Annotated in this window: 28 protein-coding genes and 1 tRNA gene; 11 read left to right on the top strand and 18 right to left on the bottom strand. The window is 64.3% G+C overall.

Going from position 1 to position 24,411, the window contains the following annotated elements; translation table 11 throughout:
• The first annotated feature begins 109 nt into the window (after positions 1-109).
• Together HYH07_RS25140 and panE are read left to right on the top strand one after the other, a co-directional pair.
• Positions 110-718 carry a 2-hydroxychromene-2-carboxylate isomerase gene (locus tag HYH07_RS25140; RefSeq protein WP_220005015.1) on the top strand — a complete coding sequence of 203 codons (609 nt, stop codon included), beginning with the start codon at positions 110-112 and terminating at the stop codon, positions 716-718.
• A gap of 184 nt (positions 719-902) precedes the next feature.
• Positions 903-1,826 (top strand): 2-dehydropantoate 2-reductase, encoded by a 924-nt coding sequence (panE, locus tag HYH07_RS25135; protein WP_220005014.1) that lies wholly within the window; start codon positions 903-905, stop codon positions 1,824-1,826.
• Positions 1,827-2,011: 185 nt separating this feature from the next.
• On the opposite strand, the gene HYH07_RS25130 is transcribed toward panE, so the two are convergent.
• From HYH07_RS25130 to HYH07_RS25115, 4 genes are all read right to left on the bottom strand, one after another.
• A complete protein-coding gene (locus HYH07_RS25130) occupies positions 2,012-2,605 on the bottom strand; it encodes a cytochrome c (RefSeq protein WP_220005013.1) in 594 nt (197 codons plus the stop codon).
• Between the two features lie 210 nt (positions 2,606-2,815).
• Entirely contained in the window at positions 2,816-4,093 is a 1,278-nt protein-coding gene (locus HYH07_RS25125) for a sorbosone dehydrogenase family protein (RefSeq protein WP_220005012.1), read from the bottom strand.
• A 379-nt stretch (positions 4,094-4,472) separates the two neighbouring features.
• Complete coding sequence (locus HYH07_RS25120) at positions 4,473-5,456, bottom strand: NAD(P)-dependent oxidoreductase (RefSeq protein WP_220005011.1); 984 nt, start codon at positions 5,454-5,456, stop codon at positions 4,473-4,475.
• A gap of 74 nt (positions 5,457-5,530) precedes the next feature.
• Positions 5,531-5,605: transfer RNA gene (locus tag HYH07_RS25115), tRNA-Gly, on the bottom strand.
• 274 nt (positions 5,606-5,879) lie between these two features.
• Here HYH07_RS25115 and trxA point away from each other — a divergent pair.
• Together trxA and HYH07_RS25105 are read left to right on the top strand one after the other, a co-directional pair.
• Positions 5,880-6,800: a thioredoxin gene (gene trxA / locus HYH07_RS25110; RefSeq protein ID WP_220005010.1), complete on the top strand. Its 921-nt coding sequence runs from the start codon at positions 5,880-5,882 to the stop codon at positions 6,798-6,800.
• Between the two features lie 105 nt (positions 6,801-6,905).
• A complete protein-coding gene (locus HYH07_RS25105; RefSeq protein WP_220005009.1) occupies positions 6,906-7,583 on the top strand; it encodes an LON peptidase substrate-binding domain-containing protein in 678 nt (225 codons plus the stop codon).
• 85 nt (positions 7,584-7,668) lie between these two features.
• Here HYH07_RS25105 and HYH07_RS25100 read toward each other — a convergent pair whose 3' ends face one another.
• The 3 genes from HYH07_RS25100 to HYH07_RS25090 form a co-directional block, all read right to left on the bottom strand.
• Entirely contained in the window at positions 7,669-8,454 is a 786-nt protein-coding gene (locus HYH07_RS25100; RefSeq protein WP_220005008.1) for a capsular polysaccharide synthesis protein, read from the bottom strand.
• Between the two features lie 79 nt (positions 8,455-8,533).
• Positions 8,534-9,139, bottom strand: coding sequence for a 3-isopropylmalate dehydratase small subunit (leuD, locus tag HYH07_RS25095; RefSeq protein WP_188107837.1), 606 nt, complete (start codon positions 9,137-9,139; stop codon positions 8,534-8,536).
• 91 nt (positions 9,140-9,230) lie between these two features.
• Positions 9,231-9,800 (bottom strand): pyridoxamine 5'-phosphate oxidase family protein, encoded by a 570-nt coding sequence (locus HYH07_RS25090; RefSeq protein WP_220005007.1) that lies wholly within the window; start codon positions 9,798-9,800, stop codon positions 9,231-9,233.
• Positions 9,801-9,892: 92 nt separating this feature from the next.
• Here HYH07_RS25090 and HYH07_RS25085 point away from each other — a divergent pair, with 92 nt between their 5' ends.
• The gene (locus tag HYH07_RS25085; protein ID WP_220005006.1) at positions 9,893-10,696 is read left to right on the top strand and encodes a helix-turn-helix transcriptional regulator; all 804 of its coding nucleotides are present in this window, start codon (positions 9,893-9,895) and stop codon (positions 10,694-10,696) included.
• Between the two features lie 4 nt (positions 10,697-10,700).
• Here the strand turns inward: HYH07_RS25085 and HYH07_RS25080 are convergent, their stop codons facing one another.
• The gene (locus HYH07_RS25080) at positions 10,701-11,099 is read right to left on the bottom strand and encodes a metallopeptidase family protein (protein WP_220005005.1); all 399 of its coding nucleotides are present in this window, start codon (positions 11,097-11,099) and stop codon (positions 10,701-10,703) included.
• A 166-nt stretch (positions 11,100-11,265) separates the two neighbouring features.
• Between HYH07_RS25080 and HYH07_RS25075 the strand changes: the two genes are divergently transcribed.
• On the top strand, positions 11,266-11,547 hold the full coding sequence (locus HYH07_RS25075; RefSeq protein WP_220005004.1) for a hypothetical protein: 282 nt from the start codon (positions 11,266-11,268) through the stop codon (positions 11,545-11,547).
• 7 nt (positions 11,548-11,554) lie between these two features.
• On the opposite strand, the gene HYH07_RS25070 is transcribed toward HYH07_RS25075, so the two are convergent.
• Positions 11,555-11,776, bottom strand: a complete 222-nt coding sequence (locus HYH07_RS25070) for a hypothetical protein (protein WP_220005003.1) — start codon at positions 11,774-11,776, stop codon at positions 11,555-11,557.
• A gap of 152 nt (positions 11,777-11,928) precedes the next feature.
• On the opposite strand from HYH07_RS25070, the gene HYH07_RS25065 reads away from it, so the two are divergent.
• Positions 11,929-12,189, top strand: a complete 261-nt coding sequence (locus tag HYH07_RS25065) for a hypothetical protein (protein ID WP_220005002.1) — start codon at positions 11,929-11,931, stop codon at positions 12,187-12,189.
• A 146-nt stretch (positions 12,190-12,335) separates the two neighbouring features.
• Positions 12,336-12,851, top strand: coding sequence for a hypothetical protein (locus HYH07_RS25060; RefSeq protein ID WP_220005001.1), 516 nt, complete (start codon positions 12,336-12,338; stop codon positions 12,849-12,851).
• A 68-nt stretch (positions 12,852-12,919) separates the two neighbouring features.
• Here HYH07_RS25060 and HYH07_RS25055 read toward each other — a convergent pair whose 3' ends face one another.
• The 7 genes from HYH07_RS25055 to ffh all read right to left on the bottom strand — a co-directional run bounded on the left by HYH07_RS25055 (position 12,920) and on the right by ffh (position 18,985).
• Positions 12,920-13,129: a hypothetical protein gene (locus tag HYH07_RS25055; RefSeq protein WP_220005000.1), complete on the bottom strand. Its 210-nt coding sequence runs from the start codon at positions 13,127-13,129 to the stop codon at positions 12,920-12,922.
• Between the two features lie 92 nt (positions 13,130-13,221).
• Positions 13,222-14,628 (bottom strand): 3-isopropylmalate dehydratase large subunit, encoded by a 1,407-nt coding sequence (gene leuC / locus HYH07_RS25050; protein WP_220004999.1) that lies wholly within the window; start codon positions 14,626-14,628, stop codon positions 13,222-13,224.
• 461 nt (positions 14,629-15,089) lie between these two features.
• Positions 15,090-15,470, bottom strand: a complete 381-nt coding sequence (gene rplS / locus HYH07_RS25045) for a 50S ribosomal protein L19 (protein ID WP_011083318.1) — start codon at positions 15,468-15,470, stop codon at positions 15,090-15,092.
• Positions 15,471-15,579: 109 nt separating this feature from the next.
• Complete coding sequence (gene trmD / locus HYH07_RS25040) at positions 15,580-16,335, bottom strand: tRNA (guanosine(37)-N1)-methyltransferase TrmD (protein WP_220004998.1); 756 nt, start codon at positions 16,333-16,335, stop codon at positions 15,580-15,582.
• Positions 16,336-16,441: 106 nt separating this feature from the next.
• Positions 16,442-17,011, bottom strand: coding sequence for a ribosome maturation factor RimM (gene rimM / locus HYH07_RS25035; protein WP_220004997.1), 570 nt, complete (start codon positions 17,009-17,011; stop codon positions 16,442-16,444).
• 10 nt (positions 17,012-17,021) lie between these two features.
• Positions 17,022-17,354, bottom strand: a complete 333-nt coding sequence (gene rpsP, locus HYH07_RS25030) for a 30S ribosomal protein S16 (RefSeq protein ID WP_057740692.1) — start codon at positions 17,352-17,354, stop codon at positions 17,022-17,024.
• A gap of 86 nt (positions 17,355-17,440) precedes the next feature.
• On the bottom strand, positions 17,441-18,985 hold the full coding sequence (gene ffh / locus HYH07_RS25025) for a signal recognition particle protein (protein WP_220004996.1): 1,545 nt from the start codon (positions 18,983-18,985) through the stop codon (positions 17,441-17,443).
• Between the two features lie 383 nt (positions 18,986-19,368).
• Here ffh and HYH07_RS25020 point away from each other — a divergent pair, with 383 nt between their 5' ends.
• Complete coding sequence (locus HYH07_RS25020) at positions 19,369-20,433, top strand: MBL fold metallo-hydrolase (protein WP_220004995.1); 1,065 nt, start codon at positions 19,369-19,371, stop codon at positions 20,431-20,433.
• A 78-nt stretch (positions 20,434-20,511) separates the two neighbouring features.
• Here HYH07_RS25020 and HYH07_RS25015 read toward each other — a convergent pair whose 3' ends face one another.
• Positions 20,512-21,216 carry an SIMPL domain-containing protein gene (locus HYH07_RS25015; protein ID WP_220004994.1) on the bottom strand — a complete coding sequence of 235 codons (705 nt, stop codon included), beginning with the start codon at positions 21,214-21,216 and terminating at the stop codon, positions 20,512-20,514.
• A 5-nt stretch (positions 21,217-21,221) separates the two neighbouring features.
• Entirely contained in the window at positions 21,222-21,983 is a 762-nt protein-coding gene (locus tag HYH07_RS25010) for a GyrI-like domain-containing protein (RefSeq protein ID WP_220004993.1), read from the bottom strand.
• A gap of 200 nt (positions 21,984-22,183) precedes the next feature.
• Here HYH07_RS25010 and dapF point away from each other — a divergent pair, with 200 nt between their 5' ends.
• Both dapF and mtaB read left to right on the top strand, forming a co-directional pair.
• Positions 22,184-23,059, top strand: coding sequence for a diaminopimelate epimerase (dapF, locus tag HYH07_RS25005; RefSeq protein WP_220004992.1), 876 nt, complete (start codon positions 22,184-22,186; stop codon positions 23,057-23,059).
• Positions 23,059-24,312, top strand: coding sequence for a tRNA (N(6)-L-threonylcarbamoyladenosine(37)-C(2))-methylthiotransferase MtaB (gene mtaB, locus HYH07_RS25000; RefSeq protein ID WP_220004991.1), 1,254 nt, complete (start codon positions 23,059-23,061; stop codon positions 24,310-24,312). Before dapF ends, mtaB begins: the two co-directional genes overlap by 1 nt.
• The last annotated feature ends 99 nt before the right edge of the window (positions 24,313-24,411 follow it).

Genomic DNA, 24,411 nt, shown 5'->3' with positions numbered 1-24,411 from the left:
GTCATTAAACGGTGGACCTGTGGCGCGCCCTGCGCCACAATGGAGCAAAGCAAGATCAGAGGGCCAGGTCAAAGAGCCAGGTCAAGGTGCCAAGTCAGGGAGAACGAGATTGACCCGCACAGCCCCGCAATTCCTGTTCGACTTCGGCAGCCCGAACGCCTATCTCAGCCATCTCGCGATCCCCGCGATCGAGCAGCGGATCGGCGTCAAGTTCGAATATGTGCCGATCCTTCTCGGCGGCATCTTCAAGTCGACCAACAACAGGTCGCCGGCGGAGACGCTGGCCGGCATCAAGAACAAGCGCGAATTCCAGGCCGTCGAGACCGAGCGCTTCATCAAGCGCTTCAAGGTCCAACCCTATGTCTGGAATCCATACTTTCCCGTCAATACGCTGCACCTGATGCGCACCGCGATCGCAGCGCAGCTCGAGGGCGTGTTCGAGAAATATGTCGACGCCGCCTTCCATCATATGTGGCGCGAGCCGAAGAAGATGGATGACCCCGAAATCGCGGCGAAGGCGCTGGCGTCTTCGGGCCTTGATGCTCAAAAGCTGTTCGCCCGCGCCCAGGAGCCCGAGGTGAAGGGCAAGCTGATCAAGAATACCGAGGAGGCGGTCGCCCGCGGCGCCTTCGGCTCGCCGACCTTTTTCGTCGGTAACGAGATGTTCTTCGGCAAGGAGCAGCTGCGCGAGGTCGAGGAGATGGTGCTGGAGAAGTGATCGTATCCGGCGCAAAATGAGCTAATTCTCCGGCTCGTCCTGGCGAAAGCCAGGACCCATAGCCACCGAAGGTTATTGGTATGATGAGCTGGGGCTCCAACTTGTCCGGTAACGAGCAGTTGGGGTAATGGGTCCTGGCTTTCGCCAGGACGACGGTCAAACAAGAAAAAAGAAGGACAACCCCATGCACATCCTCGTGGTCGGCGCCGGCGCCATCGGCGGCTATTTTGGTGGCAGGCTGTTGCAGGCCGGCCGCGACGTCACCTTCCTGGTCCGCCCCAGGCGCGCCAGCGAGCTCGCAAGTGCGGGCCTCGTCATCAAGAGTCCCAATGGTGATGTCACCTTGAAGAATCCGCCGACCGTGCAGGCCGACGCGATCAAGGACAAGTTCGACGTCGTGCTGCTCAGCTGCAAGGCGTTCGACCTCGATGATGCCGTCAAGTCGTTTGCGCCGGCGGTGGGCTCGAACACCGCAATCATCCCGATGCTCAACGGCATGAAGCATCTCGACATCCTCGATTCAAAATTCGGCAAGGAGCGCGTGCTCGGCGGTCTCTGCGCCATCGCGGCAACCTTGAACGAGAAGCGCGAAGTGGTGCAGCTTCAGCCGATGCAGTCGATCAATTACGGCGAGCGCGACGGCACGATGTCGGATCGCGTCAAGGCGATCGACGAGGCCTTCAAGAGCGGCATCAAGGGTGCCTCCGCCAGCCTGAATATTTTGCAGGACATGTGGGAGAAGTGGGTTTTCCTGTCTTCGCTCGCGGCGAGCACCAGCCTGATGCGCACCTCCGTCGGCAACATCCTCGCCGCGCCCGGCGGCCGGGATTTTCTGCTCGGCATGCTGGACGAGACCAGCGCGATCGCGACGGCATCAGGCTATCCGCCGGGCGGTCCGTTCTTCGAGCGCGTCAAGGGCAATCTCACCGCCGAGGGCTCGCCGATGACGGCCTCGATGTTCCGCGACATCAAGGCGGGCTTGCCGGTCGAAGCCGATCACGTGATCGGCGACCTCATCGCGCGCGCCGACGCGGCCAAAGTGCCGGTGCCGAAGCTGCGCATCGCGTATACGCATCTGAAGGCGTACGAGAAGCAGCGGGCGGGGTAGGTAGCAGCCACGCATTCGGTGTCGTCCCGGGGAAGGCCGGGACCCATACCGCGTGATCTGTCGAAGATTGATGGTTTCAGTGCCGCGGCACGCGCTGGTAAACTCCGAGCCTTCGCCGAATTACTTTCTGTGGCTTTGGGTCCGGCCTTCGCCGGGACGAGTGAGTTTGCTGCAACAGCGCTGCGCTAGTTGAAATGCGCCAGATAATGCGCCACCGCCGTGATTTCCTCCTCGCTCATGTGATAGGCGACGTCGGCCATCGCGGCGACGCCGCCGCCGACGCGCTGGCCCGCTTTGTAGTCGTGCAGCGCCTTGACCAGATATTCCTCGCGTTGACCTGCAAGCCGCGCGACGGCTTTAGTGCCGGCAAAGCTGTCCGTGTGACATGAGGCGCAGCGGCGGCCGACGGCAACCTGCGCACCTTTCTTCGACATATCCGGATCCTTGTCCTCGGCGGCCTTCGGCGGCGTCATCGCCGCGAAATAGGCGCCGAGGTTGCGGACGTCCTCGTTGGTGATCTCCTCTGCGATCGGCTGCATCTGCTCGTTCTTGCGCGAGCCGGCACGGAAGAACACGAGCTGCCATTGCAGGAACTGATCTGGCTGGCCGGCCAGCGAGGGAATGTTTTCGGTCTGCGAGATGCCGTTCTCGCCGTGACAGCCGGAGCAGACGGCCGCCTTCTCCTGGACGGCGGCGTTGTCGGCGGCGCTTGCGGGGACGAATGCGATCGCTGCGAGCGAGAGCGCGCCGATTGCGTACAAAGAATACTGACGGCGCATGGGGACAATTCCGATCTATCGAGCTCGTCATTCCGGGGCGTGCGGAGCACGAGCTATGATGCGCAATTGCGCATCTGAGAATTCATAACCGCGAGCCGGGGTTATGGGTTCCGGACTGACGCTGACGCGCAATCCGGAACGACGGGTGAGGCTGTGAAATGAAAGAGGCTGCGGCGCCTTCGAGCACCGCAGCCTCTCTGTCACGTCGCGCTACTGCTTGCTGTAGCTGATGCGATAGATGGCGCCGGCCCAGTCGTCGGCGACGAGGATCGAACCGTCCTTGGCAAGGACGATGTCATCGGGACGGCCGAGATAGCCCTGGTCGCCTTCGAGCCAGCCGGAAGCAAACACCTCTTCCTTGGCGTTCTTGCCATCGGGATCGACGATCACGCGCACGATCCGGGCACCCTGGTACTTGTGCCTGTTCCAGGAGCCATGCTCTGCGATCAGGATGTTGTTCTTGTATTCGGCGGGGAACTGGTCGCCGGTATAGAACTTCATGCCGAGCGGAGCGACGTGCGCGCCGAGGTTCAGGACGGGGGGCGTGAACTCCGAGCACTTGTGGCCCATCGCGAACTTGTCGTCCGGCAAGTCGCCCTGGTGGCAGTAGGGATAGCCGAAATGCTCGCCGATCTTGTTGATCATGTTCAGCTTGTCTGAGGGCAGATCATCGCTGATCCAGTCGCGGGCGTTTTCGGTGAACCAGTATTTGCCGGTACGAGGATCGACGTCGCCGCCGACCGAGTTGCGGACGCCGAGCGCCCAGATCTCGGCATTGCCGGTCTTGGGATCGACACGGCGGATCTGCGAGACGCTGGTCGGGGGAATGCCGACGTTGAAAGGCGGTCCAAACGGCAGGAAGAACCAGCCGTCCTTGTCGACAGCGATGTACTTCCAGCCATGCGCGGCATAGGACGGCATGTCGTCATAGACCACCTTGCCCTCGCCGGGATTGTCGAGCTTGTTCTCGATGTCGTCGTAGCGGATCAGCTTGTCGACCGCGATGACGTAGAGCGCGCCATCCTTGACGGCGAGACCAGTGGGCATGTTCAGGCCCTTGAGGATGGTCTTGACCTCTTTCTTCCCGCCATTGTCCTTGATGGCGTAGACGTTGCCGAGGCCGAACGAGCCGACGAACAGCGTGCCCTTGTCGCCCCAGGCCATCTGCCGCGCCGCCAGCACGCCGGAGGCGTAGACATCGATCTTGAAGCCGGCCGGGAGCTTGATCTTCTTGATCAGGGCTGCGAGCTCCGCATCGGAGGCGCCGGTCGGCGGACCCGAGGGCGGCGCAAGGCCCTTCTGCGCTTCGGTTTCGTCGCCGAGGAACCAGTCATCCGGCGGATGGGTCCAGAATTCCTTGGTGCCGGATTCGTACTTCTTCAGCGCCCGGTTCTTGTCCTGCTGTTGTTGTGCGCTGGCAACGCTGGTCCCGGCAAGAAGGGCAACCGCTGCAAGCGCCAACACGGATCGATGGATGATCGATTTCATCGCGTCACTCCCCTAAGGCAGCCGTCGGGCTGCACATTCTTGTTTTGCTGTGTGAGTAGGCGAAGTTCGAAATCTGCCCGCGAGGCAGACGCAAAAGGTTAGCACATCTGCGGACGGTGAGAAGCGCGTCGCGTGCGCGGCAGTTGCGCTCGATCGAAATTGGGACGGGTGTTCTCACGTCGTCGCAGGCGGCGATGGCAATGTTCCCGCTGCAACGCGGAATCGGGATGGTGCCGCCTCTTTTGCGAGCAGCGAGGAAGCTGACCGATACAAAAGCGCGAAAACAATCTCGTGCACAGTAGAACGGCAGAGGGACGAACGGCGCGCGGTGACACCAGCCACGCGCCTGAAAGATCGTGCGATTTGACGAAAGGGGTAACTATTGGGCGACCGGGTACGGCCCGTCGTCAACCGGTATGTCGTGATAGCCCTTCGATCCCACCTCGCGCGCCAGGGCGCTGCGGAAATCCGAGCCGGCGCGCAGGCTGCGCAGCACATGGGCGAAATCGAATTCGGGATGCCATCCGAGCTCGCGCCGTGCGCGCGCGTTGACATAGACGCGGTCGATCCCGGGGAACAGTCGCCAGCCGCGCGCGGCATAGAGCTCGGCGCAATCCGGGTAGAGCTCGCGCACGACATCGGCAGCATTGCGGGCGAGCGCGGCGAGCTGATGTTGCGAGAACGGACTGGTCGCCGAGACGATGTAACGGCCGAAGCCGATCGCGGGCGCACGCGCGACTGCGAGCAGATGGGCGCTGACGGCGTCCGCTATATCCAGCCGTCGATAGAGCAGCTCGTTGGCCTGCGCGTTGTCCAGTGCGTAGGCCGACCGCATCGCAGGATCGTCGTCAGCTTCAGGAAAGAACCGCGAGGTCCGCAGGATGACCACCGGCAGGCTGCTCTCGCGAAAGAACAGCTCGCACAGATTTTCCGCCATCAGTTTCGTGGTGCCGTAGATGTTCTTCGGCACCGACGCCAGCTCCTCGGTGACCCACACCGCCTGTCCCGCCTCGGACCGCAGCTGCGCGCCGAACGCGCTGGTGGTGCTGGTGAAGACAAAGCTCTTCACACCGGCCCCATCGGCCGCCTCAAGCAGATTAAGGGTCCCGGAGACGTTGGTGTCGACAAAGGCCTGCTTGCCGTGGGTCGCCACATGCGGCTTGTGCAGCGTCGCGGTGTGGATCACGGCCGTGACACCAGCCATCTGCGCCCGGACGAAGGTGGGATCGACGATCGAGCCGACGGCGTCGGTGAAGGGCGAGGGCTTGAGGTCGATCCCACGGACAGCGGAACTGCGCCCGCGGAGCGTGCGCAGAATGGCCTCGCCCAAATGACCCGCGCTGCCGGTGACGAGAATTGTCATGTCAGACCCACGCCAGCTGCCAGCAGCGCGGGAAACCACGGCCTGACCTGACTTGGCTGGATGCTGGGAAAAATTGGAGCGGGCGAAGGGGCTCGAACCCTCGACCCCGACCTTGGCAAGGTCGTGCTCTACCACTGAGCTACACCCGCATCCTGTGTCGGTCGCGTGACGCGCCGGCAACGGCTGTCGTATGCCAAAAGCGGGAGGCGAATGCAACAGCTACCGGCAGCATAGATGCGCATTCGGAGCCCCAATATGAGCCCTGAGACCGCCGAATCGACCCAAAACGGCCCGGAACTGCCGAATCGGCTGCGACGGATTGAAATTCGGCCGGCCCGGCCCAATTTTAGGGCCTGAAACGAAGCATATGCGATGGCGACGTGCTAAAGAGCCGCCATTCCAGACATCAGACGAGGGGATCCCGTGACGATCATCGACCAGGGTAACGGAGCGGCCCCGGCTGCGGCCGATCTGATCAAGGACACCACCACCCAAACCTTCGTGAAGGACGTCATCGAGGAATCGAAGCGCCAGCCGGTGCTCATCGACTTCTGGGCGGAATGGTGCGGCCCCTGCAAGCAGCTCACGCCCGTGCTCGAAAAGGCCGTCAAGGCGGCCAAGGGCAAGGTCAAGCTGGTCAAGATGAACATCGACCAGCATCCGGCGATCCCCGGCCAGATGGGCATCCAGTCGATCCCGGCCGTGATCGCCTTCGTCAACGGCCAGCCCGCCGACGGCTTCATGGGCGCGGTACCGGAGAGCCAGGTCAACGCCTTCATCGAGAAGCTGACCAAGGGCGTCACTGCGCCGGGCGAGCCCAATATCGCCGAGATCCTGCAGGAGGCCGAGGCCGTGCTCGCCGAGGGCGACACTGCTGCCGCGGCGCAGATCTACGCCGAAGTGCTGCAGTATGATTCAACCAACATCCCCGCGCTTGCCGGCCTCGCCAAATGCTACGCCATTTCGGGCGCGATGGAGCAGGCCAAGCAGACGCTGGCCATGGTGCCGGAATCCAAGCGCAACGACCCGGCCGTGAAGGCGGTGCAGACCGCGATCGATCTCGCCGAGCAGGCGAAGCAGCTCGGTCCAATTGCCGAGCTGGAACAGAAAGTCGCCGCAAACCCGCTCGATCATCAGGCGCGCTTCGACCTTGCCACCGCGCTGAACGCGAAGGGCGACCGCGCAGCCGCGACCGAGCAGCTGCTCGCGATCGTCAAGCGTGACCGCAAATGGAACGATGACGGCGCCCGCAAGCAGCTGGTGCAGTTCTTCGAAGCCTGGGGCGGTGCGGACGAGGCAACCGTCGAGGGCCGCAAGCGCTTGTCGACGATCCTGTTCTCATAAGCGCAGGTGATTTCTGGAGCATGATCTTATCGGAAAACCGCTTCACACTTTTCGCTGACGCGGTCCTTCGGATCCGGATCATGCTCAATCGACGCGGGGACTGAGATGCCGATCAACATCGAATATCGCGGCCCCGCCGACCTGCCGGAAATCATTCCGGTGTTTCCGCTGCCGGGCGCGCTGCTGCTGCCGCGCGGCCAGATGCCGCTCAACATCTTCGAGCCGCGCTATCTGGCGATGGTCGACGACAGCTTCCGCGACGGTCATCGCCTGATCGGCATGATCCAGCCTGACGTGGCGCATTCGCCCAAAAATTCCGACAAGCCGGCGCTGTTCCGCGTCGGCTGCGTCGGCCGCATCACCCAGCTCGCCGAATCCGGCGACGGCCGCTACATCCTCGAGCTGACCGGCGTTGCCCGCTTCAAGGTGATCGAGGAGCTCGACGTGCTGACCCCCTACCGGCAGTGCAAGGTCGATTTCTTCGCCTTCACCGACGATTTCAAGGCGCGGCTGGGTGAGGAGGCAGTCAACCGCGAGGCGCTGCTGGTGGCGCTGGCGGAGTTTCTGAAGGCCAACAATCTCAAGGTCGACTGGGAGGGCGTCGAGAGCGCGCCCAACGAGGCGCTGGTCAATGCGCTGGCGATGATGTCGCCCTATGGCCCGGCCGAGAAGCAGGCCATGCTGGAAGCGCCTGACCTGAAGACCCGGGCCGAGATCCTGATCGCGGTGACCGAGATGGACCTCGCCAAGAAGCGCACCAGCGGCGATCCGCCGCTGCAGTGACGGGCGCGGTGCATCCGCGAATGTGGTGTGCTCCGTCTCCCTGGCGGGCGCAAGCGGGAGAGGGGGCGCACTGCCTGCGTGACCGCTACCCGAACCGCTCCACCGCCCAGGCGAACAGGCTGCCCGGAATCGGCGGCTGCAGCGAGCGGCCCTTGCCTGAGATGTGCAGGCCGATCACGTTGGGATCGGTGACGATGCCGAGATAGCTCGACGGCTCGAAGAACAGCTTTGGCTCGGAATGTACCGCGTAGAACGATCGCTTCGGCAACGCCTTTTGCAGATCGCCCGAACGCTTGGCGAGGATGGTCAGTGCCGGAGGCCCGAAGATGGCGATGCGAAGGTCGGACAGACGCTGTGAGCCGCCGCTCAGTTTCCGTATCGCAAAGCTCAGGCGATGGCTCGGCGACAGCCATTCCGGCGTCAGCTCCTCCTGCTGCATCAGATTCTCGAAGGCGGCGACGATCGGATGCTGCGGCGGCAGATAGAGCACCGAGTTGCCGAGCCGGCGGGATCGCTCCCAGGCAAAGTATGGCTTTGCCGGATCGATCTCGACGGGTTTGAGCAGCAGCACGTCGGCGTCGAGCCAGAGGCCGAGATTCTTCGACATCAGCTTGATGCGGAAGAAGTCGCTGAACTGAAGCGTGGTCCAGTCGCGCCAGCTGCCGTCAGGCTGCGGCGGTCGCAACCGTTCGGAGAAGGCGTGCGGCAGGATCGCTTCGGCGTCCGCGTTCACGACGCCCGCCGGGAGGCCCGGAATGGTGTCGAAACTATAGACCGTGACCTTGTGGCCGGCCGCCAGCTGCGAGCGCAGGCAGGTCTGGCGTAGCGCGTCCATCGGGCCCTGCCAGAAGGTGACGATCTCGGGAAGCATGAGGCGAGCTATACGGGAAAACGAGGGCAAAGAAAAAGCCCCGGCGCGACAAGCGCCGGGGCTCGAATGAGACTTGAACTCAGGCCCAGGCGCGTTCGCGCTTGAGCTTTTCTTCATAGCTGTCGATCGAGGACTTCTTCTCCATCGTCAGCCCGATATCGTCGAGGCCGTTGATCAGGCAGTGCTTGCGGAACGGGTCGATCTCGAACTTGACCTTGCCGCCATCGGGGCCGCGGATCTCCTGGTTGGGCAGGTCGATCGTCAGCGTCGCGTTGGCGCCGCGCTCGGCATCGTCGAACAGCTTGTCGAGGTCTTCCTGCGAAACGCGGATCGGCAGAATGCCGTTCTTGAAGCAATTGTTGTAGAAGATGTCGCCGAACGAGGTCGAGATCACGCAGCGGATGCCGAAGTCGAGCAGCGCCCAGGGCGCGTGCTCGCGGCTCGAGCCGCAGCCGAAATTATCGCCGGCGACCAGCACCTTCGCGTTGCGATAGGCTGATTGGTTGAGGACGAAATCCGGGTTCTCGCTGCCGTCGTCCTTGTAGCGCTGCTCGGAGAAGAGCCCCTTGCCCAGGCCGGTGCGCTTGATGGTCTTGAGGTACTGCTTCGGAATGATCATGTCGGTATCGACATTGATGATCTTCAGCGGCGCCGCGACGCCTTCCAGCGTGGTGAACTTGTCCATCTCGGGATTCCCGGTTCGAAGTCAGGGGAGGGCTGTTTAGCCCGGTTGGCGTATAAATCCTAGGCCGGATTCGGCAGTCTTGATCTGCCAGTCAGCTTGGCGGAGCCATGCTGTCAGGGGCAAAGCCGGTCGGCAGGCCGTCGATGCTCTTCATGTTCTTCAGGCCCCAGTATTTTCGCAAATTGTTGACGCCCTGCGCCGTCCAGTAACGGATGAGGCTGCCACGCTCTTGCTTGTAGTCGAACAGTGGCACGCCCATACCGCACGACGTCTGCACGAGGTCGACCGAGAGGCGCACGATCTGGCGGGCGCCGGCCATGTCCTCGAACCGAGGAGCGAGCTCGGTATATTCAGGCGTGCCGCGCATGATCGATCGGCCCTGGCCATAGAGCCGCAGGATCACCGGCGGGCCTTCGAAAGCGCAGAACATGATGGTCAGGCGCTTGTCGTCGGAGGCGATCAGGTGGGCGCGGGTCTCGCTGCCGCTGCCGGTGCAATCCAGGTAGGCGACGTCGTTCTCTCCGAGCACAAGGAACGACGACAGGCCCTTGGGGGAGACGTTGATGCGCCCCTTCGGCGGGGCGCTCGCGACGAAGAAGATCTTCTGCCGCTCGATGAAAGCCCTGTGCTCGGGTTCGATTCCGGTGAATTGCTTGCCCATGTCCGTGCGGTCCTTTTGGCTCAGCGGGGCAAAAGCTAACACATCTTTGGTACCGGTTTAAGGACACAAGATATGCTGGTATAAAAACCACCATGAAACGAGCAGACCTGATCGCCCCGGCCCTTTCGCTCAGCGCGTTCTTGCGGGCGCTCCGGGAGCGTCAGTCTCCGGTGGAATTCGGCCTCGCCGCGGGACTACGGCGGCGCACGCCCGGCCTCCGGCGCGAGGAGGTCGCCCAGCTCTGCGGCCTGAGCGTCACCTGGTACACCTGGATCGAGCAAGGGCGCGATGTGTCCGTCTCTGCGTCGGCACTTGCGCGCATCGCCCGCGGATTGCGCCTGTCACCTGCCGAGCGCGCCTATCTGTTTGAAGTCGCGGGCAAGCGCGATCCCGAGCGGCCGGGCCACAGGGACGATCCACCCGGGGAGATCCTGGCCTGCGTCGATGCAATCGATGGTCCCGCCTACATCCTCGATCGCACCTGCAGCGCGCGCCGCTGGAATGCGAAAGCGTCGCTTTTGTTTGCAGGATGGCTCGATGATGACGGTGAAAAGAACCTGCTGCGCTACATCTTCCTCAGGCCGGAGGCGCGAAGCCTGATCCTTGACTGGGCCTCCCGTGCGCAGCGCGTCGTCGCCGAGTTCCGTGCCGCGGTGACGGCCTACTCCGACGATCCGGAGATTCGCCGGCTCGTGGAGGAGCTGAGACTAGCAAGCGCGGACTTCGAGCGCTGCTGGGACACACAGGGCGTTCTGACCCGCGAGGGCGGCGAACGCGCGTTCAATCATCCGAACATGGGACTGCTGCATTATCAGCAGGTGTCGCTATCGCTCGCGGGCTGGCCCGACTATCGGCTGACGATGCTTCTGCCTGCGCCATCGCCACGCGATCGATGATGTCCTATTCGGCCTGCGCCTCGATCGCTGCCATGTCGTCGTCCGAGAGACCGAAATGGTGGCCGATCTCGTGGATCAGGACGTGACGGACGATATGGCCGAGGCTTTCGTCGTGCTCGGCCCAGTAATCCAGGATCGGGCGGCGGTAGAGCCAGACCATGTTCGGCAGCCGCGCCACGTCGCCAAGACTCTGCTGGGGCAGGCCGACGCCCTGGAACAGGCCGAGCAGGTCGAACTCGCTCTCGCAGTCCATCTCGTCGAGCACCTCCTCGGTCGGGAAGTCGTCGACGCGGATGATCAGGCCCTCGCAGAGCCCGCGAAACTCCGCCGGCAGGCGCTCGAAAATGTCGTGCGCCGCAGCTTCCATCTCGGCCAGCGAGGGCGCTTTCAGGTCCATCCACATGCGCACCTCTTAGCGCGGGTTTCGCAGCGATGCATCCGGCTTTATAAGCCCGTGAGGTTGACGGGCGCGGCCAAAACGGGGAGCGTGGGGGCCAGATGGGCCTCGGTCGAGGGTGGTTCAGGTGGGCGATAAAATGCGAGCAAAAACAGCGGCGGCTCTACTGTGCATGGGGTTGTTTTCGCAAGTCGGCATGAGTGCCCAAGCAGAGACGGCCGGCACTGTCGTCCGCATGGCCCAGGCGGTGTCGCCCGACGACATCCCGCCGCCGCGAAGGCGGCCCCAGACCCGCCTGCGCGTCACGCCCTATGACAGCCCTGACGGCGTCTATCCGCGTTACAATCCGGGTCCCGATGCGGTGCGCGAGTGCAACGTTGCCTATGTGCAGGAACACAGGCCCAGCGGCACCGTGATCACGCCGCATATGAGCTGCTACTGGCGTCGCGGCTGATACAGGTTCAGTGCCCGCGCAGCGCGCCGGTCAGGCCGGCGCCGACGACCAGCGCGGACACGCCATAGACCAGGGTCGCCATCACCAGCTGCGTCAACGGGCTTGCCGTGCCGCTCTCGACGCCCGGCCCCTGCGAGGCCAGTGCCGAGCTCGCGCCAAGGACGACGCCAAGCGCAATGCTCGCTGCGATGGCGAGGCGGGATATCAGCAATCCTCGAAACTGTGTCATGACCATCTCCTGCATTCGCTCGACCAGAAGATACGTACGTCGCTGACGGCTGGTTGTTCATCCATAGCAGATTCAGGTGCAGCGTTCCAGATTGGGTGCTTTTAACTTGCAGGCGGCCGCGTGATCCTCTCATGTTGCCGGCGGAGGTCGCCATGACGAGATGGATCGCATTGGCCGTTGCTGCCGGGCTCGCCGCAAGCCTGCCTCACGCATCCGCCGCGCAGAAGGTGACGAAGCTGCCGGACGCCTCTGCGGGCCGCGCGGTGTTCGATGGGCGACGGCACGTGCGATACGATGCTGCCCGCTACGCTCCGCGGCCTGATCCGCACTACTACGCGCGGCCCGTCTATTACCGTCCCTATCCTTACGCTGTGCCCGCGCCCTTCGTGCTCGGCTACGGGCCGTTCTGGTGACGCGGCGTGCCTTGCGCGGCGAGTTGTTCATTCATGGCGCGTTCACGTCGCCGTCTCTAGTTTCATCGCGTGAGCGACTGCAAATGAACAGCGACGGCGGGACGACGACGCCGCGATGACGCTGTCCAGTTTCAGGGAGACATTCCATGCCGAGGATCATGCGTCCCGGGACAAGCTCGCTGCGCCTGCTCGGGCTCGCCGCCGTTGCTGCTCTGATGTTGTCGTCAGGACTTGCGCGCCGCGCCGAAGCGATGACGCCGATCAATCCGACCGCGCTGCCTGCTGCGAAGGCTGCAAGCGACGACATGATGATCCAGGTCCGCCATGGCGGCGGGGGCGGTGGACATTTCCACGGCGGCGGCGGACATTTCGGCGGCTTCCATGGCGGGGGAGGGCACTTCGGTGGCTTCCACGGTGGCGGCTATCGCTATGGCGGCTTCCACCACTTTGGCGGATATGGCGGCTACCATCGCCACTGGGGCGGCTACTATCGTCCGTATTACGGCTATCGCCACTTCCACCGGCGCTATTATTACGGCGGCTATTATCCCTATTACCACTATCCGCGCCGCTGCCGGATCATCTGGACCTATTACGGCCCGCGCCGCATCTGCCGCTGGCATCATTGGCACCGCTGGCACTATCCGTACCGCTATTGGTGATGTGATTGAGACCCGTTATTCCGGGTCTGACGCTTACGCGTCATCCCGGAATGACATCGGTGGATGGCTCACAGCCAGCCCTTCACATTCCACGACGACGGCTTCCACCGCATCAGCGTCTCGATCTTCCACTGCTTGAACATCGCCGGTGGCCAGCGGCTGAGCTTGGAGGTCTCCTCGACCTCGGGCTTGGCGACGATGTGCAGCTGCGGCGCGCGCCGCCGGTCCTGGCGGGTCGCCTCGCCGATCAGATCCACATATTCAGGCTTGTTGGCCATGAGAAGTGTCCTCGCGAGGTCGTCGCGAGGACACTGTCGGCGCTGCGGCTTAACGACGGCTTGCCGCGTTCGTTCAAATTGGAGGGAGCAGCCTAGCGCCAGTCCCTGACGTCGACGAAGTGGCCCGCGATCGCGGCGGCCGCGGCCATCGCCGGCGACACCAGATGCGTGCGGCCCTTGAAGCCTTGGCGGCCCTCGAAATTGCGGTTCGAAGTCGAGGCGCAGCGCTCTTCCGGCTTCAGCTTGTCCGGATTCATCGCGAGGCACATCGAGCAGCCCGGCTCGCGCCATTCGAAGCCGGCCTTGATGAAGATCTTGTCGAGACCCTCGGCTTCGGCCTGCTCCTTCACGATGCCGGAGCCCGGCACCACCATGGCGTTGACGTTGGCGGAAACGGTCTTGCCTTCGGCAATCTTCGCTGCCGCGCGCAAATCTTCGATGCGGCCGTTGGTGCAGGAGCCGATGAAGACGCGGTCGAGCTTGATGTCGGTGATCTTCGTCCCCGCCGTCAGGCCCATATATTTCAGCGCGCGATGCTTGGAGATGCGCTTGGCCTCATCAGCGATCTTGTCGGGGTCGGGCACGATGCCGGTGACGGAGATCACGTCCTCAGGTGAAGTGCCCCAGGTCACGATCGGCGGCAGCTTCGCCGCGTCGAGGCGCAGCTCGTGGTCGAAATGCGCGCCGTCGTCGGAGCGCAAGCCCTCCCAGTACCGCATCGCCGCATCCCATGCCGCGCCCTTTGGCGACTTCGGACGGTCGCGCAGGAAGTCGTAGGCCTTCTGGTCGGGCGCAACCAGGCCGGCGCGCGCACCGCCTTCGATCGACATGTTGCAGACCGTCATGCGGCCTTCCATCGAGAGCGCGCGGATCGCATCGCCGGCGTATTCCAGCACATAGCCGGTGCCGCCTGCGGTGCCGATCTCGCCGATGATGGCGAGAATGATATCCTTGCCGGTCACGCCGTCAGGCAATTTGCCGTCGACGGTGACGCGCATGTTCTTTGCCTTCTTCTGGATCAGCGTCTGCGTCGCCAGAACGTGCTCGACCTCGGAGGTGCCGATGCCGTGCGCGAGCGCGCCGAACGCGCCATGCGTCGAGGTGTGGCTGTCACCGCAAACGATGGTGGTGCCGGGCAGCGTGAAACCCTGCTCGGGGCCGATGACGTGGACGATGCCCTGGCGCTTGTCGAACTCGTTGTAATATTCGATGCCGAATTCCTTGGCGTTCTCGGCGAGCGCCTTGATCTGCTCGATGCTCTCAGGATCCGGGTTCGGCTTGGTGCGGTCGGTGGTCGGCACGTTGTGGTCGACGACGGCGAGCGTCTTCTCGGGCGCATGCACCTTGCGCCCTGTCGCGCGCAGGCCTTCGAACGCCTGCGGCGAGGTCACCTCGTGCACCAGATGGCGGTCGATATAGAGCAGGCAGGTGCCGTCCTCGGCTTCGTGCACCAGATGGTCGTTCCAGATCTTGTCGTACAGGGTGGTCGGCTTGGACATGAGCTTCAGCTCCGAAGGAATGTGTGTAAGCGATGAGCGCGGCGGGCCGCGCAGGGCAACAAAATCGTCAGCGCAGCTTTTAGGCTGCGCGCGTAAGCTCTGACGTTGCCGAGGTCGCGAAGCGTCCGAAGAACCGGCCAGGCAGCCGCGAGCGATCATCGATGACGATGCGCTGGGGGCTCACGAAGCTGGTCAGATCTGGAAACATTCTAGGGCTATATAGCACGCAGCGGTAAAAGCGCGAGAGCCTAGCGGCATCGTCGTTGCGAGGAGCCCTTGCGACGAAGCAATCCAGAATCCCTCCGCGGAGACGGCCTGGATTGCTTCGCGGAGCCTGTCATCGAGCCGCGCTTCGCGCGGACCCGGTGGCTCGCAATGACGAGGAGAGAGGGCTACTGACGCAACAAAAAAGCGCGGGGTTCTTGCCCCGCGCTTTTCGAATATTCGCCTGGTTGCGAAGCTTACTCGCCGACGGCGGCCTGGCGGTCCTGCTTCTCGACGATGCGGGCCGACTTGCCGCGAAGGTTGCGGAGGTAATAGAGCTTGGCACGACGCACCTTGCCGCGGCGCACCACCTTGATCGAGTCGATCATCGGCGACATCACCGGGAACACGCGCTCGACGCCTTCGCCGTAGGAGATCTTGCGGACGGTGAAGCTCTCGTTGAGGCCACCGCCGGAACGGCCGATGCAGACGCCTTCATAGGCCTGCACGCGGGTGCGGTCGCCTTCGACGACCTTGACGTTGACGATCACGGTGTCGCCGGGACCGAATTCCGGAATGTCCTTGCCGGCGGACAGCTTGTCGAATTGCTCTTGCTCGAGCTGCTTGATCAGGTTCATGGGTAAATCTCCATCGGCGCGCCCAGCCTTAGAAACGGGGGCTGCGCGAAATTCGTCTATCCAGCCATTGCGGATGTGGCCGCTCCTATAAGGCAAGCCGGAGCGTTTGTCACCCGTCTGTCTTGTTTTTTGGCGTTTTTTGGCGTCCGGGCCGATTCGGGGCTTTGGGCGGGATTTGGGCCCATAAATCAGGCCGCCGGGCCGCTGTCAGGGCCTCGGATTGCGCCCGCCGCCAGGCGGCGACCTTGGCATGATCGCCGGAGGTCAGGATCTCCGGGATCGGAACCCCTTCGAACAACTGGGGGCGCGTGTATTGAGGGTATTCGAGCAGGCCGTCGGAAAAACTCTCCTCGGCTCCCGAAGCTTCCTTGCCCATCACGCCCGGCAGCAGCCGGACGCAGGCGTCAATCAGCGCCATCGCAGCGAGTTCGCCCCCCGAGAGCACGTAGTCGCCGATCGAGACCTCCTCCAGACCACGCGCATCGATCACCCGCTGGTCGATCCCCTCGAATCGGCCGCAGACGATGAGGGGGCCGGGGCCCTGGGCGAGTTCCACCACGTGCGTCTGGGTCAATGGCCGACCGCGCGGGCTCATCAGCAATTTCGGTCGGTCCGGGCCGATTTCGGCGGCATCGATGGCCGCCGCCAGAACGTCGGCCCGCAGGACCATGCCCGGGCCGCCGCCGGCGGGAGTGTCGTCAACGCTGCGATGACGGTCCGTGGCGGAAGCCCTGATATCCCGCGCCTCGATCTGCCAGAGGCCGGAGGCCAGCGCCCGACCGGCCAGGCTCACGCCGAGCGGCCCCGGAAACATCTCCGGAAACAGCGTCAGCACCGTCGCGCGCCAGGGTGGGGAGTTGGTCATTTTACTCAAATGTCTCGTCGTCCCGGCGAAGGCCGGGACCCATAGCCACCGCACTCAGTTTTGCGAAGGCTGGAGCGATCAGCTTACCCAAAACCACACCCTGTGGTTATGGGTCCCGGCCCCCGTGCGCCTTGCGCACTAGGCCGGGACTCGCAGAAGGAGGATTGCGATCCTCCCCCTCGATCTCCTGCGGCAGCGCGATCACGACACGGCCGCCTTTGAGATCGACCTCAGGCACCACGGCGTTGGAGAACGGCAGCAGCATCGTCGCGCCTTTGAGCGGGGCGATCTCGATGATGTCGCCGGCGCCGAAATTATGGATCGCGAGCACGCGGCCGAGCGCGCCGCCGTCGGTGGTGACGGCCGCGAGCCCGATCAGATCGGCGTGGTAATATTCGTCCTCGTCGGTCGCGGGCAGCTTTTCGCGCGCGACGTAGAGCTCGATGCCGTTGAGGCGCTCGGCCTCATCGCGGGTCGCGACGCCCTTGAAGGTTGCGACCAGATGATCCCGGGCTTCGCGGATCTGCGCCAGCTCGAACTGGCGCTTGCCGTCCTTGGAGAGAAGCGGACCGTAGCGCTTCACGGCAAAGGGATCTTCGGTGAAGGTCCACAATTTGACCGCGCCGCGCACACCATGCGCGGCGCCGATCCGCGCGACGCAGATCAGCGCCGACATGGCCTAGCCCTTAAGCCTTCGCGGCGGCTTCGGCCTGCGCCTTGCGCTCCTTGCGCGGCACGGCCTTCTCGGGATTGTTGCGCGCTTCGCGCTTCTTGACGCCGGCGGCATCGAGGAAGCGAGACACGCGGTCCGACGGCTGTGCGCCCTTGGCGAGCCAGGCCTTCACCTTGTCCATGTCGAGCTTGAGGCGGGTCTCGTTGTCCTTCGGCAGCAGCGGGTTGAAATAGCCGAGACGCTCGATGAAGCGGCCATCCCTGGGGAAACGCGAGTCGGCGACGACGACGTGATAGACGGGACGCTTCTTGGTGCCTGCGCGAGCGAGGCGGATAACGACGGACATTCAGTTCTCCTTCAAAGTACGTTTGTTCGGTTGATAGGTATTTCCGCGTTGCGCGAGACCGGTGCGATCCCGAGCGACGAATTCCATCATTTCTTCTTGCCGGGGAAGCCGCCGAGACCCGGCAGCGTCGGCTTGCCGCTCAGCCCGGTCAGTCCGGGCAGGTTCGGCAGGCCGCTGCGAAGTCCGGGCGGCAGATCCTTCGGCAGGCTGGGCAGACCCTGTCCGCCGCCGCCCATCTTCTCCTGCAGCGCCTTCATCTCTTCCGGCGAAGGCATCTTCATGCCGCCGCCAAAGCCCATCGCCTGTGCGATGCCGGCGAGCGGGCCGCGCTTGCCCGAGCCCATCGCCTTCATCACGTCGGCCATGTTCCGGTGCATCTTCAGCAGCTTGTTGACGTGCTCGACGCTCTGGCCGCTGCCGGCCGCAATGCGCTTCTTGCGGCTCGCTTTCAGCAGATCCGGATGACGGCGCTCGTCGCGCGTCATGGAATCGATGATCGCGACCTGACGCTTCAAAATCTTGTCGTCGATGCCGGCGGCCGCGATCTGGTTCTTCATCTTGGAGATGCCGGGCATCATACCCATCAGGCCGCTGATGCCGCCCATATTGGCCATCTGCAGCAGCTGCTCGCGCATGTCGTTGAGGTCGAACTGACCCTTGCGCATGCGCTCGGCGGTGCGCGCGGCTTTCTCGGCGTCGATATTGGCGGCGGCACGTTCGACCAGCGAGACCACGTCGCCCATGCCGAGGATGCGGCCGGCGATACGGTCGGGGTGGAAATCTTCCAGCGCGTCGGTCTTTTCGCCGGTGCCGATCAGCTTGATCGGCTTGCCGGTGACCGCGCGCATCGACAGCGCGGCGCCGCCGCGGCCATCGCCGTCAACACGTGTGAGCACGATGCCGGTGAGGCCGACGCGCTGGTCGAACGAGCGCGCGAGATTCACCGCGTCCTGGCCGGTCAGGCTGTCCGCAACCAGCAGCACTTCGTGCGGGTTCGCAGCCGCTTTGATCGCGGCTGCTTCCGCCATCATCTCTTCGTCGAGCGTGGTGCGGCCGGCGGTGTCGAGCAGCACGATGTCGTAGCCGCCGAGCTTGCCGGCCTCCAGCGCGCGCTTTGCGATCTGCGGCGGCTGCTGTCCCGCCACGATCGGCAGGGTCGGAATGTCGAGATCGCGGCCGAGTACGGCGAGCTGCTCCATCGCCGCCGGGCGATAGACGTCGAGCGAGGCCATCAGCACCTTGCGCTTGTCGCGCTGGACCAGGCGGCGGGCGAGCTTGGCGGTGGTGGTGGTCTTACCCGAGCCTTGCAGGCCGACCATCATGATCGGCACCGGCGGCACCGAATTGACGTCGATGGTCTGGCCTTCGGCGCCGAGCGTGTTGATCAGCTCGTCATGGACGATCTTGACCACCATCTGGCCCGGCGTGACCGACTTGACGACGGTGGCGCCGATCGCCTGCTCGCGCACGCGTTCGGTGAAGCTGCGCACGACCTCGAGCGCAACGTCGGCCTCGAGCAGCGCGCGGCGCACCTCGCGCATCGCGGCGTCGACGTCCTTTTCGGTCAGCGCACCGCGCCCCGTCAGACGATCGAGAATGCCACCAAGCCGTTCCGACAGATTGTCGAACAATGAAGTTGTCCTGTTGCTGTCTTCCCGATGGGAAGAACGCTCCGCTACTCCCACCGCCGTCATCCCCCGCCTTCGCGGGGGACGACCGCGCTCTCGAACGCGATCTTCCAAACACCTTTGCGCCCGAGGGCGCATCGCGCTGTCGGGCGTTGACCTCCGGCCTCCAGGGCCGGTCGGCGGGTCGAAAAGAAAGCCTTTCCGAGAAAGTGGCGGGGTTAAACGCCGCTCGCGCCCAAAAGTCAAGGAAAGTTAGGGCGCCGGGGTGCCGTTTCCAGGGTAAGGCCTTGAAAGCAGGCGCTTTCCGGCGACGGGTTCCTTTTTCGGCGGCCCCGCCCATATAGCCGGTGATGCCTTACCGCCGCGACCAACCCTGAGCCCCCCACGTGCCAATCACCCGCCGCCGTCTGTTCGGACTGCTTGCCGGAGCCGGCGCGCTGGTCGGTGTCCCGCCCCTCTGGATATCCAGCATGAAAACCTATGACGGCCCCGTTTCGGACCATTTCAACGGTCTGCATTTCTTTGACCCGGACGGCTCGCCGCCAAAATCGCTCCGCGAGGTGCTGCGCTGGCAATTCAGCAGCGGGCGGGAGCGGGCCAAATGGCCCGTGTGGGCCCCGAGCCCTCATGCCGACACGCCGCCCGAGCGCGTCGACGGCGACAAGGTGCGGCTCTCCTTCGTTGGCCATGCCAGCTGGCTGATCCAGGCCGGCGGCCTCAACATCCTCGTCGATCCGGTCTGGTCCTCGCGGGTCTCGCCGGTCAGCTTTGCCGGGCCGAAGCGGCACAACGATCCCGGCATCGCTTTCGAAAAGCTGCCTGACATCGACATCGTGCTGGTCTCGCACGGCCATTATGATCATCTCGACATCGCGACGTTGTCGCGGCTCGCCAAGAACTTTGCGCCGCGCGTGGTGACCCCGCTCGGCAACGACGTGACGATGCGGAGCTACGATTCGACGATCAAGGTGGAGGCCTTCGACTGGCACGATCGCGTCGAGCTCGGCGGCGGCATCGCCGCGACGCTGGTGCCGACCCGGCACTGGACCGCGCGCGGCATGTTCGACCGCAACAAGGCGCTGTGGGCGAGCTTTGTGCTGGAGACGCCGGCCGGCAAGATCTACGTGGTCTGCGATTCCGGCTATGGCGATGGCAGCCATTTCCGCCGCGTCGCCGAGAAACACGGGAAGTTGCGTCTGGCGATCCTCCCCATCGGGGCCTACGAGCCGCGCTGGTTCATGCGCGACCAGCACATGAATCCGGAGGATGCGGTGAAGGCGCTCGGCGATTGCGGCGCCGAGCAAGCGCTCGGGCATCATCACGGCACGTTTCAGCTGACCGACGAAGCGATCGACGCGCCGGCGAAGGCGCTGATGGAAGCGCTCGATGCCGCCAAGATTCCGCAGGAGCGGTTCGTGGCGATGAAGCCCGGGCAGGTGGTGGAGATCTAGCTCCCTCCACACATACCGCTCGTGCCCCGGACGCAGCGCAGCGCTCTTGCGGTGCGCTGCAGAGCCGGGATACGAGACTCACTGCTCTTTCGGCTTGATCGCCCAGCTCACGTTCACCGTCACCGACAGCGTTTCCTCGCCCGGTGCAACCGCAGCAGGAGCAGCCATAGGAGCGGCGGTCATCCGCGCCTTGAACAGCGGCACCGGCGCGCCGCCTTCGGAGACGCTGAGCGGCGCGCCCAGCGTGACGCCGGTGGCCTTGGCGTAGATCTCGGCCTTGCGGCGGGCATCGGCGACGGCCTGCTCGCGCGCGTCGTCGAGCAATTTGGAGGCTTGCGTCACCTCGAACGAGATGTTGCCGATGTCGTTCGCGCCGGCGCCGACCAGGGTGTCGATGACGCCGGCGACCTTGGTCACGTCGCGAATCTTCACGGTGACGCGGTTGGAGGCGCGGAAGCCGACCACAGGCGAAGCGCCCGTTGAGCGGTTCGGCGCATATTGCGGCTGCAGCGACAGGCGCGAGGTCTGGTAATCCTTCTCCGGGATGCCGGCGCCCTTCAGTGCCAGCAGCACCTTGCCCATCGCCGCGTTGTTGAGATCGGACGCTTCCTTGGCCGACTTGGCGTCATTGGCGACGCCGGCGTCGATCTGCGCAAGGTCAGGCGCCGCCGAGACCGTCGCCTCGCCGCTGACGGAGATGGCAGAGGGGAAGTCATCGGCGAGCGCGGGCATTGTCGGCATCGTGGCCGCGAAGATCGCAGCGAGGGCGGCGGGCTTTTTCATCGGTCTTACTTCAGCGGCACGAACACATTGATCACGAGCTTGTCCTCGGCCGTCTTGAGCGGATCGGTGAGGTATTCCTCGATGAACGTGTCCTTGGCTTCCAGCTTCTTGTCGTCGAGGTGATTGGTGATCGCCTCATAGGTGTTGTCCATGTTGTCGTAGGAGCCGCGATGGACGAATTTCAGCGCCTTGCCATCAGGCGATTTGCCGATGCTCATGTCCTTGGGCAGATTCTTCGGATCCTGGTCGACAGGGATTTCGGCGAAGAAGGTGAAGCCGGTGTCGTCGGTCGAGGTGTAGACGATCATCGCGTTGCCGGCGTGCTTGATGCCCTGCTTGTCGAGCACCGCGTTCAGCGCCTTGAAGGCGTCGACCAGGGTGTCGAAGGCCGAATCCCAATTGGCCGTGCCCTTGATCATCACGACCTTCTTCGGCTCGAGCGTGGTCTCCTGGCCAAAGGGATCGGCGGTCTGCACCGGGGCCGGCGTGGCGGCCGCAGCGGGCGGCGGCCCCGCCGGGCTCGGTGAGGCGCTGGCTGCAGGAGAGGGCGATGCCGCCGGCGCGGGTGAGGCGCTGGCTGCCGGCGACGGCGCTGCCGCGGGCGAGGCGCTTGCGGCCGGGGAGGACGAAGCCGACGGGACCGGCGAGGGGCTTTCTGAGGCCGCGGGCGCCGGGCTCGGTGTCTGAGCCCGGACGATCGACAGGCTCAGCGACAAGGCTGCTGCCGGGATCAGCGCGGCCAGAGCGAGACGACGAAACCCAATCATTCTATTCTCCCCAAGGCCTTACCAAGGCCAAATCCGGTCGCGCATCCCCTGCGCGCGAGCTTTCGCCGTTCTAACACGCGAGCGCCAAATTCGTCCCATGACGTCTGCGTCATGGCAGTCGGCCTGGCCCCGCGGGGCGTAAATCACTGGCCAAGGGGCCTGGGATCACCATATAAGACGGGCGAAATTCGGGAATTTTCATGAGCGCGCTCGCCAACCACGCATTTGCCAAGATGAACGGCATCGGCAACGAGATCGTCGTTGTCGACATGCGCGATTCCGTGGGCCGCATCACGCCTGAAGACGCCCGCGCGGTCGCATCCGCGCAAGGCGGCGTGCCCTATGACCAGCTCATGGTACTGCAGAAGCCGCGGCTCGACGGCACCGAAGCCTTCATTAGCATCTACAACAATGATGGCTCGGAGGCCGGCGCCTGTGGCAACGGCATGCGCTGCGTGGTTCGCCGCATCTTCGAGAAGAGCGGTCAGACCACGGCGACCTTCCAGACCGCGGCCGGCCTGCTCAATGCCTGGCAGGGCCCGGCGCCGGATCTCTACACCGTCGACATGGGCGCGCCGAAGTTCGGCTGGCAGGACATACCGCTGGCGGAGGAGTTTCGCGACACCCGCTACATCGAATTGCAGATCGGGCCGATCGACAAGCCGATCCTGCATTCGCCCTCCGTGGTCAGCATGGGCAATCCGCACGCGATCTTCTGGGTCGACGACGTCAACGCCTATGATCTCGAGCGATTCGGTCCGCTCCTGGAAAATCATCCGATCTTCCCGGAGCGCGCCAACATCACGCTCGCCCATATCGTCGATCGCGAGCACATCACCATGCGCACCTGGGAGCGCGGCGCCGGTCTGACGAGGGCCTGCGGCTCGGCGGCCTGCGCGACCGCGGTCGCCGCAGCGCGGCTGAAGCGCACGGAGCGCAAGGTCGAGATGACGCTGCCCGGCGGCAAGCTCGGCATCGAATGGCGCGAGCGTGACGATCACGTGCTGATGACGGGCACAGCGACCTTCGAATATGAAGGCCATTTCGATCCGGCGCTGTTCGCGTCGGTGGGCTGATGGCGGTCGACATCGTCACCTTCGGCTGCCGCCTCAACGCCTTCGAGGCCGAAGTGATCCGTCGTGAGGCGGAGGGCGCGGGGCTTTCCGACACCATCGTCATCAACAGCTGCGCCGTCACCAACGAAGCGGTGGCGCAGGCACGGCAGTCGATCCGCAAGATGAAGCGTGAACGGCCGGGTGCGCGCATCGTCGTCACCGGTTGCGCGGCGCAGACGCAAGCCGCGATGTTCGCCGACATGGCCGAGGTCGATCGCGTCGTCGGCAATGACGACAAGATGCGAAGCGAAGCCTGGCGCGCGGCGCGCGACGCTTTCGGTGTTGGCGCCGGCGAGAAAATCGCCGTCAGCGACATCATGTCGGTGAAGCAGATGGCGCCGCATCTGGTCGATGGCTATGCGAGGGGTCTGCCACGGGTGTTCGTGCAGGTGCAGAATGGTTGCGACCATCGCTGCACCTTCTGCATCATCCCTTATGGCCGCGGCAATTCACGCTCGGTGCCGATGGGTGCCGTGGTCGATCAGGTGCGCACCCTGGTCGAGCGCGGTCATGCCGAGATCGTGCTCACCGGCGTCGATCTCACCAGCTATGGCGCTGACCTGCCGGGCGCGCCGAAGCTCGGCCTGCTGACGAAGCAGATCCTGCGGCACGTGCCGGAGCTGAAGCGGTTGCGCATCTCCTCGATCGATTCGATCGAGGCGGATGCTGATCTGCTCGATGCCATCGCCGACGATGCCAGGCTGATGCCGCATCTGCATCTGTCGCTGCAGTCAGGCGACGACATGATCCTGAAGCGGATGAAGCGGCGGCATTCGCGGCATGATGCGATCGTGTTCTGCAATCAGGTACGGCGCCTGCGCCCGGATATCGCCTTCGGCGCCGACATCATCGCGGGCTTCCCGACCGAAACTGAAGACATGTTTTCGCGCTCGCTCGATCTCGTCGAGGAATGCGGGCTGACGTTCCTGCATGTCTTCCCGTATTCGCCGCGTCCCGGCACGCCGGCTGCGCGGATGCCGCAAGTGGCAAGGCCCGTGATCAAGGAGCGGGCGAGGCAGTTGCGTGCAGCCGGAGAGGCGGTGTTGCGCCGGCGGCTGCAAACCGAGATCGGTGCGACGCGCGATGTGCTGGTCGAGAGCGAGAGCCTGGGGCGAACTGAGCACTATCTGCCGGTGGCTATCGCGGGCGAGCGCATCGGCAGTGTCGTGCGATTGGCGATCGCCGGCCGTGATGGCGAGCGGCTAACCACATAACAGGTGTCGTCGCCCGGCTCGACCGGGCGACCCAGTACGCCGCGGCCCCTCCGTATCCCACAGCCGTCTCTGGAATACTGGATCCCCCGCTTTCGCGGG

The organism is Bradyrhizobium sp. BR 10261 (assembly GCF_019455395.1).
Taxonomy (GTDB): Bacteria; Pseudomonadota; Alphaproteobacteria; order Rhizobiales; family Xanthobacteraceae; genus Bradyrhizobium; species Bradyrhizobium manausense.
The sequence above is the reverse complement of the archived record's forward strand: the minus strand, read 5'-3'. Positions and strand labels throughout refer to the sequence as shown.